The organism is Streptomyces flaveolus, assembly GCF_014648815.1.
GTDB classification, from domain to species: Bacteria; Actinomycetota; Actinomycetes; order Streptomycetales; family Streptomycetaceae; genus Streptomyces; species Streptomyces flaveolus.
Window position 1 is genome coordinate 270,481 of record NZ_BMRV01000010.1, and the last position, 14,153, is coordinate 284,633.

Here is a 14,153-nt window from a genome sequence, read left to right on the forward strand (position 1 = left end):
CCCCGGTGGCTCAGCTCCTGACCTGGATCAGCGCGTGTGTCCCGCTCGTCCGCCACCGCTGCCCCTCGCCGGCCACCAGAGCGGCCTCCGTGTCCGCGTCCAGGCCGGTGATCACGTCGGACTTCAGGGTGCGCAGCGCGGCGACCGGGCCGGGGAAGTACGCGGTGACGTCCGCGAAGGGCGTCGTGGGGGGCCACCACCGGTCGCCCACCAGGCGGCGGTAGTTCAGGTCGCCCTTGAGGACGGTGACCGTGGCCGCGGCGAAGTCCGCGCGCAGGTCGTCGGGCATGTCGGCGTAGGGCAGCGGGGCGCCGGAGAAGGGGTGGGCGCGGACGGTGACGCGGCCGTCGGTGAGCGCGGACCACAGGGTGCGGCCGTACTCCCCGGCCGCCCCGCCCGCCGCGATCAGCCGCCGCAGCGCGTCGAGCACGTCGGCGGTCGTGGCGTCGGAGACGTAGTACGGGTACGGCTTGACGTGCAGGACCGCCCGGCCGATGCGGCCGTGCCCGAGGAGGTGGGAGACGAGGAGCAGGTCGGGGACGAGTTCGCGGCCGGCGTTGTCGGCGACGAGGCAGAGGGTCCCGGCCGTCCCGTCCCGTCCGCCGGGCGGCAGCAGGGACAGGAGCGCGTCGCCGTCGTCGGCGACCAGCGCCCGCACGGCGCCTCCGGCACCGGCGCCGGTGGTGGAGAGCCGGAAGCTCAGGTCGGCGCGGTTTCCCCAGAGGGAGCCGTGCAGCAGCGCCCGGAGCTGTTCGTCGGCGGGCAGGGCGGCGAGGCCGTCGAGCGCGGTGAGTTCCTCGGCCGTCTCGGGGGCGTCGAGCTCGGCGAGCTTGGCGGGCCGGAAGGGGTCGATGCCCTGCCAGGCGCCGGGGGCGAAGTAGCCGACGGCGTCGAGGAGCCTGCGGTAGAAGTGGCTCTCGGCCCACAGCCAGGGCACGTCGAACCAGGAGCGGCCGGCGTACTCGGCCAGTCCCCAGGCCGCCCAGCGGTCCCGGTCGTGGGCGTCGGCGGGCAGGGGCTCGATCACGCCCTCGGTGCAGTTCGCCAGCAGCGCGTCCAGGGCACGGTGCCGGGCGGGGTCGTAGGGGAACGCCTCCCGGACCTGCCGGATGATGGCGGGATGCCGGTCGGCCAGCACGCCGTGCGGGAAGGACCCGGGCTCGTCACCGAGGATGACGGGAGCGGTACGGGAGGGGGTGTCGGGCATGGCCTCACCGTAACGCGCGGCCCGCACGGTCCCGCCGGGACACGGACGCGGCCCGCGCGGGTGTCGCGCGGCGGCCGCTCAGCCCGCGCGGGACGCCACCGAGCCGCGCGCACGACCACCGTTGTCGCCCCGACGGGGCTGCGGCCGTGTTCCGCCCCGAGGACTCGCACCGCACAGCCGTCCGGCGACCCCCGCACTGCCGGGGCAGGCCGCAGGTCCCAACTCCCCGGAAGCCCGCCACGCGCCCGAGAACCGCACCGCGTGAACCTCCCGGCGGGCCCGCGCCGCTCCGCTCGAGGCACTCCCGCGCGGCCGCACCGCACAGGCCACCCGGCGCATCCGCGCCCGGCACGCCACCCGACGGAGGCACGTCGCTCAGGCCGCGCTCGCCTCGCGTTCCAGGCGGGCGGCGAGGCTGAGGTAGCGGGCACGGCGGGTCACCGGCACCATGCCGCGGATCAGGACGTGCCACATCTCCGCCATCCGGCGGGGCTGCCGGGCGGCCGGTTCGAGGGTGAGTCCCACGACGCGGGACCCCACGAAGGAGCAGACGATGGTGTGGGCGACCGACTCGACGTCGATCTCCGGATGGAGGTCGGCCTGTCCGACGGCGTCGAGGAGCCGGGAGGAGGCGATGTCCACCCACTCCGTGAAGGGGTGCGGCAGCGGCGGCCGTACCGGCGCTCCGGCGGTGGCGAGCCGCAGCCCGGCCCGCAGGACCGGCCCCTCGGCGGACAGCCGGGCCATGACGAACGTCAGGCGCATCAGGGCCTCCAGGGCGGTGTAGCCCCGGCCGTCCAGCTCCGTCGCCAGGCGGCGCCACGTTCTGGACTGGAGCTCCATGATGGCCTGGGCCAGGTCTTCCTTCGCCGCGAAGTGGAAGTACAGGGCGCCTTTGGTGACGCCGGCGTGCTCGACGATCTCGGCCAGGCTGGTCGCCTCGTAACCGTGACGGTCGAACAGGTCGGCGGCGGCTTGGAGGATGGTCGCGCGGGTCTGCTCGGCGCGTAGCTGCCTCGCCATCGGTTGAACTCTCCTGGGCTGGAACTCGACGGGTCATGCCGTCTGCCTTAACCCCCAGTACACGATAACTCACGGTCCGGCGCCCACCCTTCGCGCCCCGCGGAACGGAGCGCGCCACCGCATGACGGCGGGCCGACCGGCGCATCCAGCGCACCGGTCGGCCCACCGCTTCACGGCGTACGCCCGCTCAGTTGACGAAGACCGTGGCGCCCCCGTCGGTGACCGGGGCGTAGGTGGCGGTGAAGTACCCGTTGGCGAAGCAGAGTCCGGAACCGGACACCTTGGTGAAGTGCTGGTCGGCGAAGGCGATCCCGTTGTCCGCGTTGCTGGCCGTGCCGGACAGGCCGGGCGCCTCGTAGACGCAGTTGACGCTGCCGAGGAGGGTGCGCAGCGTGACCGTGGTCCGGACGGCGGAGCCGCTGGGCGGGGTGACGGCGACGGTTCCGTCGGAGGAGACGGTGGTGGTGTACGGCAGGTTGGCGACCTTGATCCCGGTGACGCCGAGGACGCCCGTGACGTTGCTGGTGCAGCTGCTGCTGTCGAAGGTGTGGGCGGTGAGCGACTCGGTGGCCGTGCCGGGGGCGGTCGGGTTGTCGGTGACGGAGACGGTGAACTGCGAGGCCGTGCAGGAGACTCCGTTGCTGCCGGTGGCGCTGGAGTAGAACGTGGCGCTGGTGCCGCTCGCCAGGGAGGCGGTGAGGGTGTCGCCGACGGCGACGGGGGTACCGCCGAGGGCGCCCGTGGTCAGGACGGGCGTGTCGGCCGCGGCCGCGGGCAGTGCCGTGGGGAGCGTCAGCGCGGCGACGGCTGCGGTGAGGGTGAGCAGAGTACGAGTACGCATGCGGCTGCCTCTTCTCGGAAGTGGGGTTCGGTGAAGCAGGGGTGGGCCGGCCGCGGGGATGCGGCCGGGCCGATGCGACGAGATACCGGGCTGCGCCCGGGAGGTGCGGTGAAGCCCTTTCGGGGCCGGGAACGCGAACGGTGCCGCGGGAACGGATCCGGCGCCACGGATCCGGGAAACTCTTCCGTTTGTAGAGCTGATGCCTCGTCAGAGTCAAGCACCAGTACGGAGTTCGGGTCCCGCGCCGTAAGCGGCACACGATCCTCACTCTTTACCCACACCGTGCTTGACCCCTGCGTGTAACCACCGGTAACTTCCGAATGGCTACTGGTGCGTAACGTGAAAGCCCTTGCAGCCGCCGGGAGTTGCCGGGAGGCGTGCGCACCAGCCGCTGTCCGCGCCAGGACAACGTGCCGCTGAAGCCCGATCCGCATTGACTATGCCTCTGGGAGCAGACATGGCCTCGTCCTCGGACGTCACCCCGTCCGCCGGCAACACCCCCGAACCCGACAGCAGACCGGAAAGCGACTCCGCGCCCCAGGGAGCGGACGGCACGAGACGCGGGCGGGTCAGGCTGCGCCGGGCCGCCGTGCTCGCGGTGCCGGCCGCACTGGTCACCGCGGGGCTGGCGATCCTCACCGCGCAGGGCGCCCTCGGTGTCCAGTTCGCGATCTCCGGCATGCCGTTCACCGTCACCGCCACGGAGCTCGACGGCACCGGATTCGCCCAGTTCGGCGGGCTCGACAACATGGCCGAGGACAGCCCCAACGCGGGCGACACCGGCGGCCAGGTGCTGGTCGTCACCTCCGTGATCAAGGACGCGACGCTCACCAAGCTGTGCCAGAGCGTCGATCTGGGCGGTACCAACCTGCTCATCACCGCCGGCGGCGGCGACACCAAGGTGGCAGCGAGCGACCTGACCACCGACTCGACGCTGCTGTCCGGCGACGCCGCCTTCAACAACATCGAGATCGGCAACGACGCCAGCACGCTGGACAAGGCCGGACCGAAGGGCCGCGGCCCCAAGGGCGTCTTCAGCCAGCAGGCCGACACCGTGCACATCAAGAACCTGCGGCAGACCAACTACGCCACTACGGCGGGTGTGTTCAAGCTTCCGGGGCTGAAGATGCGCTTCAGCGACTCGGGCTGCTGATGACCGGCGACCGGCGCAGGGGCTTCAGGACCGCCTTCCGCGACTGGCGGTCCGGCCGGCCGTTCTGGGGCGGGCTGCTGCTCGCCCTGGGCGGGGCGGAGGTCCTGTTCACCATGAAGGCGTCGCTCAAGGTCGTCCTGCACGTCGGCATGCAGGGCGTGGCCGGCTATCTCCTGCCGGTCGTCATGCTGCTGTGCGGACTGCTCACCCTCGTCACCCCGGCCCAGCGCCTCTTCTACTCGCTCATCGGCGTGCTGGCCTCCCTGGGCACGTGGCTCACGTCCAATCTGGGCGGCTTCCTCGTCGGCCTGCTCCTCGGCTGCGTCGGCAGTTGCCTCGCCTTCGGGTGGCTGCCGGACCAGGAGTCCCGCCGCGAACGGCGGCGGCGCAGGAAACAGGCCCGCGCCGCGCGGTCCTCCGCGCGGCCGCTGGAGCAGCGGGCCGGCGGCCCGGCCTGAGGACGACCGGACGCCTCGACGCCGCGGCCTCGGCCGCGGCGTCGAGGCCGTCAGGCGAGGCCCGCGGACTTCAGCCACTCCTTGGCCACGTCCAGCGGGTCCTTCTTGTCCAGCTGGACCTGCGCGTCCAGGTCGAGGAGGGTCTTCGTGTCCAGCTTGGCAGAGACCGCGTTCAGCGCGGCGACGCCCTCCGGGGACAGCCCCTCCTTGTTGACCAGCGGGGTCACGTTGGCGAACCCGAAGAGGTTCTGCGGGTCCTTCAGGACGACGAACTTCTCCTTGACGATGGTCGGGTCCGTGGTGAAGACGTCCGCGGCCTGCACGGTGTTCTTGGCCAGCGCCGACTGGGTCAGCGGGCCGCCCGCGTCGAGCGCCTTGAAGGACTTGAACTTCAGACCGTAGACGGACTCCAGGCCCTTGAGGCCCTGCTGCCTGGTCTGGAACTCGGGCGAGCCGCCGATCGTCAGCTCGGGAGCCGCCTCCTTGAGGTCGGCGAGGGTGGACTCGGCGGTGAGGCCGTACTTCTCGGCGGTCTCGGCGTTGACGCTGACCGAGTCCTTGTCCTCGGCCGGCGACGACTCCAGCAGCGTCAGGCTCTTGTCGAGCTTGGCCTTCGCCGCGGCGTTCACGGCCTCGGCGGACTTCTGCTCGGCCTTGGGGTCGAGGTAGGCCAGCAGCGAGCCGTTGTACTCCGGCAGCACCGTGACCGAGCCGTTCTTCATCAGGCCGTACGTCGTCTCGCGGCTGCCGATGTTGTGCTTGTAGGTGACCTTGAGGCCCTTGGCCCTGAGCGCCTCGCCGTAGATGTCGGCGAGCAGGGTGCTCTCGGCGAAGTTGTTGGAGCCGACGACGACGGTGCCGGCCTTCGCCTTCTCGCCGGCCAAGGGGTTGTCGGAGGTGTCGTCGGAGGAGGAACAGCCCGCGAGCAGCGCCGTCGCGGCGGTGAGCGCGACGGCCGCCGCACCGGTGTGCCTCGTCCTGGACCTGCTGCTCTTCGCGGTAGAAGTCATCCACTGATCCAAACGAGCCGCTTGTCGGTCAGTCAACTACGGCCGGGTCACGGTTTTCCGTACGTCCGTGTCCGGACGTCAGCGCCTGCGCACCCCCGGGGACACCGCGAACCTGCCCGCCGCCCAGAACAGGGCGAGTGTGACCAGTGCCAGCAGCGCCACCAGGGTGGCGCCGCCCACCACCTTCTCGTAGTCGCGCTGGTAGAGCCCGTCGATGATGTACCGGCCGAGCCCGCCCAGGCTGACGTAGGCGGCGATGGTGGCCGTCGAGACGACCTGGATGGCCGCCGAGCGCAGTCCGCTGAGGACCAGCGGGAGGGCGACCGGCAGTTCGACCTGGAACAGGATGCGCGTCTCGTGCATGCCCAGGCCGCGTGCGGCGTCCACCGGGGCGGGGTCGACGGAGCGGACCGCCTCGTAGGTGGTGACCAGGATCGGCGGCACGGCGAGGACGACCAGCGGGATCATCACCGGCAGCAGGCCGATGCCCATCACGACGGCGATCAGCACCAGCAGGCCGAAGCTCGGCAGGGCCCGGGCCGCGGTGGCGATGAAGGCGACGGCGTTGCCGCCCCGCCCGGTGTGCCCGGTGAGCAGTCCGACGGGCAGGCCGATCGCGGCGGCGAGGACCAGGGCGAGCAGCGTGTACTGGACGTGCTCCAGCAGGCGTTGCGGGATGCCGTCGTAGCCGTGCCAGTGGGCGCTGTCGCTGAAGAAGGCGTTGACGAAGTTCAGTACGTTCACCGGGCCGCCTCCTTCGCCGCGGGCTGCTCGGCCGGCGGGGTCGCGCCGTTCCTGCCGCGCGGACGGGTGCCGCGCGGCATCCAGGGGGTCAGCAGGGTCCGGGCCAGGACCAGCGCCGCGTCGCACAGGATGGCCAGGACGGCCGTCGTGACCACGGAGTTGACCGCCAGCTCGGGCCGGTCGTACTTCTGCGCGTCCGCGAGCAGGTTGCCGAGGGCGCCCTGGTTGCCGATGAGGGCGCCGACGCTGACCAGGGAGATGCTGGAGGCGGTGGCCACGCGGAGCCCGGCGAGGATCGCGGGCACGGCGATCGGCAGCTGCACCTGGAGGTAGCGCCGTACGGGCCCGAAGCCCATGGCGGTCGCGGCGGCCAGCGTCTCCTGCGGCACCGATCGCACGCCGTCGACGATGGCGGGGACGAGCACCACCAGGCTGTAGACGGCCAGCGGGATCATCACCGTCAGCTCGGTCTGGCCCGTGTAGTCGATGAGGACGACGAAGACGGCAAGCGACGGGATGGCGTAGAACACGGTCGTCACGCCGAGCACGGGCGGATAGAGCCAGCGGAAGCGCACGCAGAGCTGGGCGACGGGCAGCGCGAGCAGCAGCCCGGCCAGGACCGGCAGCAGCGCCTCGCGCAGGTGCAGGCCGATCAGGCCGGAGTAGGTGTTCTGCAGGTCGCTCGGGATGTCGAAGAAGCCGTTCACGAGGCGACCTTGGCGTCGTCGGAGCGCCCGGCGGCGTGGGCGGCTCGGATGGCCTCGCCGATGGTCTGCTGGGAGACGACCCCGGTCACCCGGCCGTCGGCGTCCACGGCGACGGCCCAGCCGGTGGGCGAGAGCACGGCGCAGTCGAGGGCGGCCCGCAGCGAGTCGGTGCCGGGGACGAACGGCCGCCCGTACGGCAGGAGGGCGTCCGGATCGATGTCCCCGGCGGTCAGGTCGCGCGGCTCGCTCCAGCCGAGGGGCCTGCCGTCGGTGTCGGTGACGAGGAGGTAGGGGGCGTCCGGCGCGGCGAGGCGTCCGGCGCCGGCGTCCAGGGGCACGACGGCGTCGGTCGTCAACTCCAGTGCGGCGGACGGGAAGAAGGACAGCCGGCGGATGCCGCGGTCGGCGCCGAGGAAGTCCTCCACGAAGGCGTCCGCCGGGTCGGACAGCAGCTCGGCGGGGGTCGCGAACTGGGCGAGCCGGCCGCCGGTGCGCATCACCGCGACCATGGTGCCGAGTTTGACGGCCTCGTCGATGTCGTGCGTGACGAACACGATGGTCTTGCCCAGCTCGTCCTGGATGCGCAGCAGTTCGTCCTGGAGGCCCTTGCGCACCACGGGGTCGACGGCCGAGAACGGCTCGTCCATGAGCAGCACCGGCGGATCGGCGGCGAGGGCCCGCGCCACGCCGACGCGCTGCTGCTGTCCGCCGGAGAGCTGGTACGGGTACCGCTTGCCGAGTGAGGTGTCGAGCCCGACCCGTTCCATCAACTCGGCCGCTCGCGCACGGGACTTCTGCTTGCCCCAGCCGAGCATGCGGGGCACGGTGGCGATGTTGTCGAGGATCGTCCGGTGCTGGAAGAGGCCGGCGTTCTGGATGACGTAGCCCATGGACCGGCGCAGCGTGGTGACCGGCCGGCCCTGGATGTCCGCGCCGTCGAGGAGGATGGTGCCCTCGGTCGGCTCGACCATCCTGTTGATCATCCGCAGGGTCGTCGTCTTGCCGCAGCCCGAGGGGCCGACGAGGACCGTGATCGACCGGTCGGGGATCTCCAGCGACAGCCGGTCGACCGCCACCGTGCCGTCCGGATACCGCTTGGTGACTGATTCCATCCGTATCAAAGCGCCGAATGCCCTTCGGGTCTGGCAGAAGCTGCCCGCTCCGGCCGCGGTCGGTGGGGCCGTCGCCGGTCGAGTGTAGACGGGGGTGTCGCGGGGCCCTTCGGTTCGGGGCGACTCCTTCCCCATGCGGGGGCGTTCACACCGGCGTTCGGCCCCGCGTCCTCCCCGGCCGGCCACGGCGGCGGTCGGCGGCGCCCGGCGCGGTCAGCCGTACATCGCCTCGCGGTACAGGGCCGCGAGCGCGTCGTCGATGGGGTGCGGCTGCGGCGTACCGGAGGAGTCCAGCCTGTTCCACCTCTGCATGTTCACCGCGACCGCCATCTGCCGCTTGCCGTCGGCGCGGGTCATGGCCAGCGCCCCACCGCCCCAGACCGTGCCGCCGTGGCCCCAGAAGGTGCCCTGTCCGGGCCCCTCCATCGGGTGCAGGCCGAGGCCGTAGTCGATCACCCTTCCCTCCTGGGAGACGACCGGGACGGTGCGCTGCATCTGGGCCAGTGACGCCGGGGCGACGATCTCCCCGGCGAGCAGCATGCCGTAGAAGCGGTTGAGGTCCGCGACCGTCGATATCAGCGAGGCCGAGGGCCCCACCCACGACATGTCGTAGACGCTGTAGTCGCGCGGTGGGTCGATCATGCCGAACCAGGACTCGTAGAGCCGCGAGTGCGGCCCGTCGACGTACGGCCCGGTGGGGAGTCCGGTGTCCCGGAGTCCGGCGCGCTCGATGACGTGCTGGGTGATGTACCGCTCGGCCGTGGTGCCGGTCACCTCTTCCAGGAGCCGGACGAGGAGCAGGTAGTTGGTGTTGGAGTACACCCCCGGAGTGCCGCCCGGGACGCCGACGGCGGGTGCGGTGACCCCCATCTCGATCAGGTCTGTGGGGTCGAACCGCGTGAACCGGTGGTCGTCCAGGCTCTCGGGACCGGTGTCCGCGAGGACGGGGAACGCCTTGAGCGACGGGTAGGCGTACGGGAGGTACTCGGCGAGGCCGCTGGTGTGGTTGAGCAGCATGCGGACGGTGATCGTGTCACCGCGTTCGCCGGGGACCAGCGCAGGGAGGTACCGGCCTATCGGGGTGTCGAGACCGATCCGGCCGCTCTCGGTCTGCTGGAGCACCGCCGCTGCGGTGAAGGTCTTGGTGATGCTGCCGACGCGGTGCCGCAAGCCGGCGGTGGCGGGGCGGCCGGTGGTGACATCGGCGGCCCCTGCGGCGCCGCGCCAGACCTGGTCGCCGTCCCTGACCTCGGCGAACAGGCCCGGCATCCCGGCGCGGTGAACGTTGTCGAGGGCGGCGTCGAGCGCCGCGCGATCCAGCGGGTTCGTCACGTCGTGCGTCCTTTCGTGGTCCCCGGAGTGCGCTCCGCAGCGGCCGCCTGACCCGGACGAACAGGGCACGAGTGGCGTGCGGGCCCACCTGCATGCTTCTGAACCCATTATGCACGCGGTGCGTGCAACGCCAAGTGCACAGGTAGGCTGGCATACGGCGAGAGGAGCGTCATGGCCGGTCGAAGGCGTTGGACGACGGAGGAGATCCTGGACGCGGCGGCGGAGCTGCTGCGCACGAGCGACGCGGAGTCGTTCAGCGTGCGCAAGCTGGCCGCGGCTCTCGGGACCGACTCCTCGAGTCTCTACCGGCACTTCCGCAGCAAGACCGAACTGCTGCGCGCGGTCGCCGACCGGATCCTCCTGGCCGCGATGGAGGGCTACCGCCCCGAGGGCGACTGGAAGCAGCGCATCACGTCCCTGGCCCTGCGCCTGAGGGAGGCCTTCGGCCGGCAGCCCCAGCTCGCCTCGGTCTGGGGACGCTACGCGTCGAGCGGCGCCGGATCCCGGCTGGTCATGGAAGAGGTGCTCCAGGCCCTGCGGGCGTCGGGACTGCCGGACGAGGAGATCCCGGCGAGCTACCACCGGTTGGCGGTCCTCATCGCCGCGTTGATCGCCTCCGAGGCCGGGGTCAGCACCGTCACCCCGCAGGAGCACGAGCAGGGCATGGAGCTGTTCCGCGTGGCGGTCCTCGGTGCCGACCCCGCGCGCTTCCCGGCCCTGGCCCACTTCGCCCGCGACGTCCGTCCCCTCGGGGCGGACCGCGGCGCCGCGTTCGAGGAACTCCTCGCCGCCCAGCTCGCCCGTGTCGAGGCGGCGGTCCGCCCGAGCTGACCTGCCCGGCCCGGGAGGGCCGCCGCCCCTGCGGCACCCACCACGGAGATCGCGGCGTCCACCCGCGGCGGGCGCGTAGGCCGGATCAGACGGTCTCGAGGGCGGCGAGGACCTGCTTGGCGGTCGTCACGCTGGACTGCGGGTTCTGGCCGGTGATCAGGTTGCCGTCGACGATCACGGTGTCGGACCAGGGGGCACCGGCCTTCAGGTGCGCACCCCGCTCGGCGAGCCGGCTCTCGACGAGCCACGGAGCGGCGTCACCGAGCCCGCCCTGACGCTCCTCCTCGTCGGTGAAGCCGGTCAGGCTGCGGCCGCTGAAGAGGAAGGTGCCGTCCGCACGCTCCGCGCTGAGGAGAGCGGCCACTCCGTGGCACAGGGCCGCGATCGTCCTGCCCTGCCGGTCGGCGTCGGCGAGGAGAGCGCCGAGCACGGGGCTGGCGGCCAGGTCGGCCATCGGGGCGTGCCCCCCGGGCAGATACAGGGCGTCATGGTCGGCGGCGCGGACGGCCGCCAGGTCGAGCGGTGCGGCGAGGTCCTCTTCCATGGATTTCAGGTACGCCTTGAAGGCGGCGCCGTCGGCGGCCTCGACACCACCGCGCTCGTCGAGCGAGACGGCGTCGACGGTCGGCCGGACGCCGCCGGGGGTGGCGATGCGCACGCGGTGGCCGGCCTCGACGAGCACCCGGTGGGAGGCGGCCACCTCCTCGGCCCAGTAACCCGTGGGGTGGGGGGTGCCGTCGGCGAGGGTCAGCGTGTCGGCCGACGAAATGATCATCAGGATGTCTGCCATCGGAGGTCCTCTGCTGAGCGGGGCCGCCGCGCGGGCGGCCCAGGGGGATCTGACACGCCCAGGTTCCATCGCACAACGGACCCCGTCATCTCTCTTCCATAAGCCTTCTTATGTACTGTGCCTTGCGTGAAGGACCTCGATCTGTTGGCGACGTTCCTGGAGATCTACCGGCGGGGCTCCCTGACGGCCGCCGCGACGGCCATGGGCATCTCCCAGCCGGCCGTGAGCGGCCAGCTGGCGCGGTTGGAGGAGCACCTGGGCGACGCACTGTTCGTCAGATCGCGCAACGGGGCCCGGCCGACCGGCCGGGGCCACGAACTCGCCCGCCGGATCGGTCCGCACCTGGACGGGCTGCGCCACGCACTGGGCGACGACGCCGGCGGAGGGGACGCGCGGGGCACCGTGCGCCTCGGAGCGGCGGCCGAGTTCACCACGACGCGGCTGATGCCCGCGCTGACCGCCCTCACCCGCAGCGACGTGCACCTGCGCTTCACTCTCGACCACGCCGAGCCGTTGCTGGAGCGCCTCTGCGAGGGCGAGCTCGACCTGGTCGTGTCCTCTGTGCGGCCTCCGCCACGCCTGCGCGGGCTGGCCGCGATGCCGTACGTGGACGAGGAGTTCCTGCTGGTGGGCCCGCCGAGCGCAGCGCGCTCCGTCGATGCGCAGCGCCTCGAGGAGGACCCCGTCGCCGCGCTGGCCCACCTGCCGCTGGTGGCCTACGCGGAAGAACTGCCCATCGTCCGCCGCTACTGGCGGAGCGAGTTCGGCCACCGGCCACCGAATCCCGTCGCGGTGGTGGTGCCCGATCTGCGGGCCGTCCTGGTCGCGGTGATCGCGGGCGCGGGCATCTCGGTCCTGCCCCGCTACCTGGCCGAACCCGCCCTGCACGCCGGCTCCGTGGAACAACTGCACCGCAGCGACGTGCCGCCGCTCAACACCCTCTACCTGGTCACCCGTTCCGGCCCCCTCCAGCCCGCCGTACAACGCGTCCAGCGGCGACTGGTCGACCAGGCCACCCGATGGGGCTCCCTGTGAACAGCGGCCGTCCGGCCGAACGCGGGGCGCGGGCCCACGGAGCCGACCGTGGGTCCGCGCCCCGTCCGGACGGTGGGCGACGGGCGGCGTCAGCCCTCGGTGGGCGCCAGCCGCAGCGCGACGCTGTTGATGCAGTACCGCTGGTCGGTCGGGGTCGGATACCCCTCGCCCTCGAAGACGTGCCCGAGGTGGGAGCCGCAGCGGGCGCAGCGCACCTCCGTGCGCACCATCCCGTGGGAGCGGTCCTCGATCAGCTCGACCGCGTCGGTGTCCTTCGGGTCGAAGAAGGACGGCCAGCCGCAGTGCGAGGCGAACTTCGTGTCCGAGGTGAACAGCTCGGCGCCGCAGGCGCGGCAGGAGTAGACGCCCTCGGTCTTGGTGTCGGTGTACTCACCGGTGAAGGCGGGTTCCGTGGCGGCCTGGCGCAGGACGGCGTACTCGGCCGGGTTCAGCTCCGCGCGCCACTGCTCGTCCGGCTTCTCGACGTCGTACGCCATGAGTTCTCAGCCCCTCACTTGCCCGTGTTCGACAGCTGGTCCAGGATGCGCGGTCCGAGGTCGGTGACGTCGCCCGCGCCCATGGTGAGAACGAGATCACCGGCCTTCGCCATTCCCGCGACCGCCGCGGGCGCCGCGTCCTTGTCGTGGACCGGTGTGACGTCGGCGCCCGCCGCCCGCGCGGCCTCGATGATCAGCTCGCTGGTGACACCGGGGATCGGGTCCTCGCGGGCGGGGTAGATGTCGAGGACCACCGACGCGTCGGCCAGGGCGAGCGCCTGGCCCATCTCCTTGCCGAGCTCCTGGGTGCGGGAGAACAGGTGCGGCTGGAAGAGGACCAGGATGCGGGCGTCGCCGACCGCGGCGCGCATGGCCTCCAGGTCCGCCGTCATCTCGGTGGGGTGGTGCGCGTAGGAGTCGACGACCTGCACGCCGGCCGCCTCGCCCTTGAGCTGGAGGCGCCGCTTGACGCCCGTGTAGGCGGCCAGGGCGGGGGCCAGCTCGGCGGCGGGGATGCCCAGGGCGACGCCGGCGGCGAGGGCGGCGACCGCGTTGTGGGCGTAGTGGCGGCCGGGGACGGAGACCCCGAAGGTCAGCTCGGTGCCGTCCATGAGCACGGTGACCTCGCTCTTGAGGCCCTGCGGGACGACCGACAGGATGCGCACGTCGGCGTCCTCGGACTCGCCGTACGTCACCGTCCGCACCGATCCGGCCAGCCGGCGCGTCAGCTCCCGGGCGCCCTCGTGGTCGGCGGCGATCACCAGCGTGCCGCCGGGGACGATCTTCCCGGCGAAGGTCTCGAAGGACTCGTAGATCTCGTCCATCGACGCGTAGTTGGCGTGGTGGTCGAGCTCGACGTTGAGGACGATGGCGACCTCGGGCGCGTACTTGTGGAAGCTGCGGTCGCTCTCGTCCGCCTCGGCGACGAAGATCTCCCCGTCGCCGTGCAGGGCGTTGGAGCCGGGCGCGTCCAGGTCGCCGCCGATCGCGTACGACGGGCCGCGGCCCAGCTCGGACAGGGAGACCGCGAGCATGGAGGTGGTCGTGGTCTTGCCGTGGGTGCCGGCGACCGCGATCGGGCGCAGCCCGTCCATCAGGGCGGCGAGGGCGTCGGAGCGGTGCACGACCGGGATGCCCAGTTCGGCCGCGCGGGCCAGCTCCGGGTTGTCCTCGCGGATCGCCGACGAGACGACCACGCAGCTCGCGTCGTCGGCGAGGTGCTCCGCCGCGTGCCCGATGTGCACGGTCGCGCCCAGGGCGCGCAGTGCCTCGGCGGTCGCGGAGTTCTTCGCGTCGCTGCCCGCCACCGCGGCCCCGCGCTGGGCGAGGATCTTCGCGATGCCCGACATCCCGGCGCCGCCGATGCCGATGAAGTGCGGTCGGTCCATGGCGGTAGGAAGGCCGGGTGCCATG

15 protein-coding genes are annotated in these 14,153 nt (G+C 72.3%); 4 read left to right on the forward strand and 11 right to left on the reverse strand.

The features are described 5' to 3' along the window. Positions 1–10 precede the first annotated feature (10 nt). The 3 genes from IEZ05_RS23435 to IEZ05_RS23445 all read right to left on the reverse strand — a co-directional run bounded on the left by IEZ05_RS23435 (position 11) and on the right by IEZ05_RS23445 (position 3,071). Positions 11–1,207 (reverse strand): damage-control phosphatase ARMT1 family protein, encoded by a 1,197-nt coding sequence (locus IEZ05_RS23435; protein ID WP_189232187.1) that lies wholly within the window; start codon positions 1,205–1,207, stop codon positions 11–13. A gap of 375 nt (positions 1,208–1,582) precedes the next feature. After that, positions 1,583–2,230 (reverse strand): ScbR family autoregulator-binding transcription factor, encoded by a 648-nt coding sequence (locus tag IEZ05_RS23440; protein WP_189232188.1) that lies wholly within the window; start codon positions 2,228–2,230, stop codon positions 1,583–1,585. A 187-nt stretch (positions 2,231–2,417) separates the two neighbouring features. Further along, on the reverse strand, positions 2,418–3,071 hold the full coding sequence (locus IEZ05_RS23445; RefSeq protein ID WP_189232189.1) for a Tat pathway signal sequence domain protein: 654 nt from the start codon (positions 3,069–3,071) through the stop codon (positions 2,418–2,420). A gap of 457 nt (positions 3,072–3,528) precedes the next feature. Here IEZ05_RS23445 and IEZ05_RS23450 point away from each other — a divergent pair, with 457 nt between their 5' ends. Continuing rightward, positions 3,529–4,224 (forward strand): DUF6230 family protein, encoded by a 696-nt coding sequence (locus IEZ05_RS23450; protein WP_189232190.1) that lies wholly within the window; start codon positions 3,529–3,531, stop codon positions 4,222–4,224. Next, complete coding sequence (locus IEZ05_RS23455; protein WP_189232191.1) at positions 4,224–4,682, forward strand: DUF6114 domain-containing protein; 459 nt, start codon at positions 4,224–4,226, stop codon at positions 4,680–4,682. Before IEZ05_RS23450 ends, IEZ05_RS23455 begins: the two co-directional genes overlap by 1 nt. A gap of 50 nt (positions 4,683–4,732) precedes the next feature. On the opposite strand, the gene IEZ05_RS23460 is transcribed toward IEZ05_RS23455, so the two are convergent. The 5 genes from IEZ05_RS23460 to IEZ05_RS23480 all read right to left on the reverse strand — a co-directional run bounded on the left by IEZ05_RS23460 (position 4,733) and on the right by IEZ05_RS23480 (position 9,587). Next, positions 4,733–5,692, reverse strand: a complete 960-nt coding sequence (locus tag IEZ05_RS23460) for an ABC transporter substrate-binding protein (RefSeq protein ID WP_189232192.1) — start codon at positions 5,690–5,692, stop codon at positions 4,733–4,735. A gap of 78 nt (positions 5,693–5,770) precedes the next feature. Beyond that, positions 5,771–6,436: an ABC transporter permease gene (locus IEZ05_RS23465; protein ID WP_189232193.1), complete on the reverse strand. Its 666-nt coding sequence runs from the start codon at positions 6,434–6,436 to the stop codon at positions 5,771–5,773. Further along, positions 6,433–7,143, reverse strand: a complete 711-nt coding sequence (locus IEZ05_RS23470) for an ABC transporter permease (protein ID WP_189232194.1) — start codon at positions 7,141–7,143, stop codon at positions 6,433–6,435. Before IEZ05_RS23470 ends, IEZ05_RS23465 begins: the two co-directional genes overlap by 4 nt. After that, positions 7,140–8,264: an ABC transporter ATP-binding protein gene (locus tag IEZ05_RS23475; protein WP_189232195.1), complete on the reverse strand. Its 1,125-nt coding sequence runs from the start codon at positions 8,262–8,264 to the stop codon at positions 7,140–7,142. Before IEZ05_RS23475 ends, IEZ05_RS23470 begins: the two co-directional genes overlap by 4 nt. Positions 8,265–8,468: 204 nt before the next feature. After that, positions 8,469–9,587, reverse strand: coding sequence for a serine hydrolase domain-containing protein (locus IEZ05_RS23480; RefSeq protein ID WP_229869824.1), 1,119 nt, complete (start codon positions 9,585–9,587; stop codon positions 8,469–8,471). A 171-nt stretch (positions 9,588–9,758) separates the two neighbouring features. Between IEZ05_RS23480 and IEZ05_RS23485 the strand changes: the two genes are divergently transcribed. Continuing rightward, positions 9,759–10,418, forward strand: a complete 660-nt coding sequence (locus tag IEZ05_RS23485) for a TetR/AcrR family transcriptional regulator (protein WP_189232197.1) — start codon at positions 9,759–9,761, stop codon at positions 10,416–10,418. A gap of 85 nt (positions 10,419–10,503) precedes the next feature. Here the strand turns inward: IEZ05_RS23485 and IEZ05_RS23490 are convergent, their stop codons facing one another. Further along, positions 10,504–11,208 (reverse strand): type 1 glutamine amidotransferase domain-containing protein, encoded by a 705-nt coding sequence (locus IEZ05_RS23490; protein WP_189232198.1) that lies wholly within the window; start codon positions 11,206–11,208, stop codon positions 10,504–10,506. Positions 11,209–11,334: 126 nt separating this feature from the next. On the opposite strand from IEZ05_RS23490, the gene IEZ05_RS23495 reads away from it, so the two are divergent. Continuing rightward, on the forward strand, positions 11,335–12,243 hold the full coding sequence (locus IEZ05_RS23495; RefSeq protein ID WP_189232199.1) for a LysR family transcriptional regulator: 909 nt from the start codon (positions 11,335–11,337) through the stop codon (positions 12,241–12,243). Positions 12,244–12,332: 89 nt separating this feature from the next. On the opposite strand, the gene msrB is transcribed toward IEZ05_RS23495, so the two are convergent. Together msrB and murC are read right to left on the reverse strand one after the other, a co-directional pair. Further along, a complete protein-coding gene (gene msrB, locus IEZ05_RS23500; RefSeq protein ID WP_189232200.1) occupies positions 12,333–12,740 on the reverse strand; it encodes a peptide-methionine (R)-S-oxide reductase MsrB in 408 nt (135 codons plus the stop codon). Positions 12,741–12,754: 14 nt separating this feature from the next. Next, positions 12,755–14,152 (reverse strand): UDP-N-acetylmuramate--L-alanine ligase, encoded by a 1,398-nt coding sequence (murC, locus tag IEZ05_RS23505; RefSeq protein ID WP_189232201.1) that lies wholly within the window; start codon positions 14,150–14,152, stop codon positions 12,755–12,757. Position 14,153 lies beyond the last annotated feature (1 nt).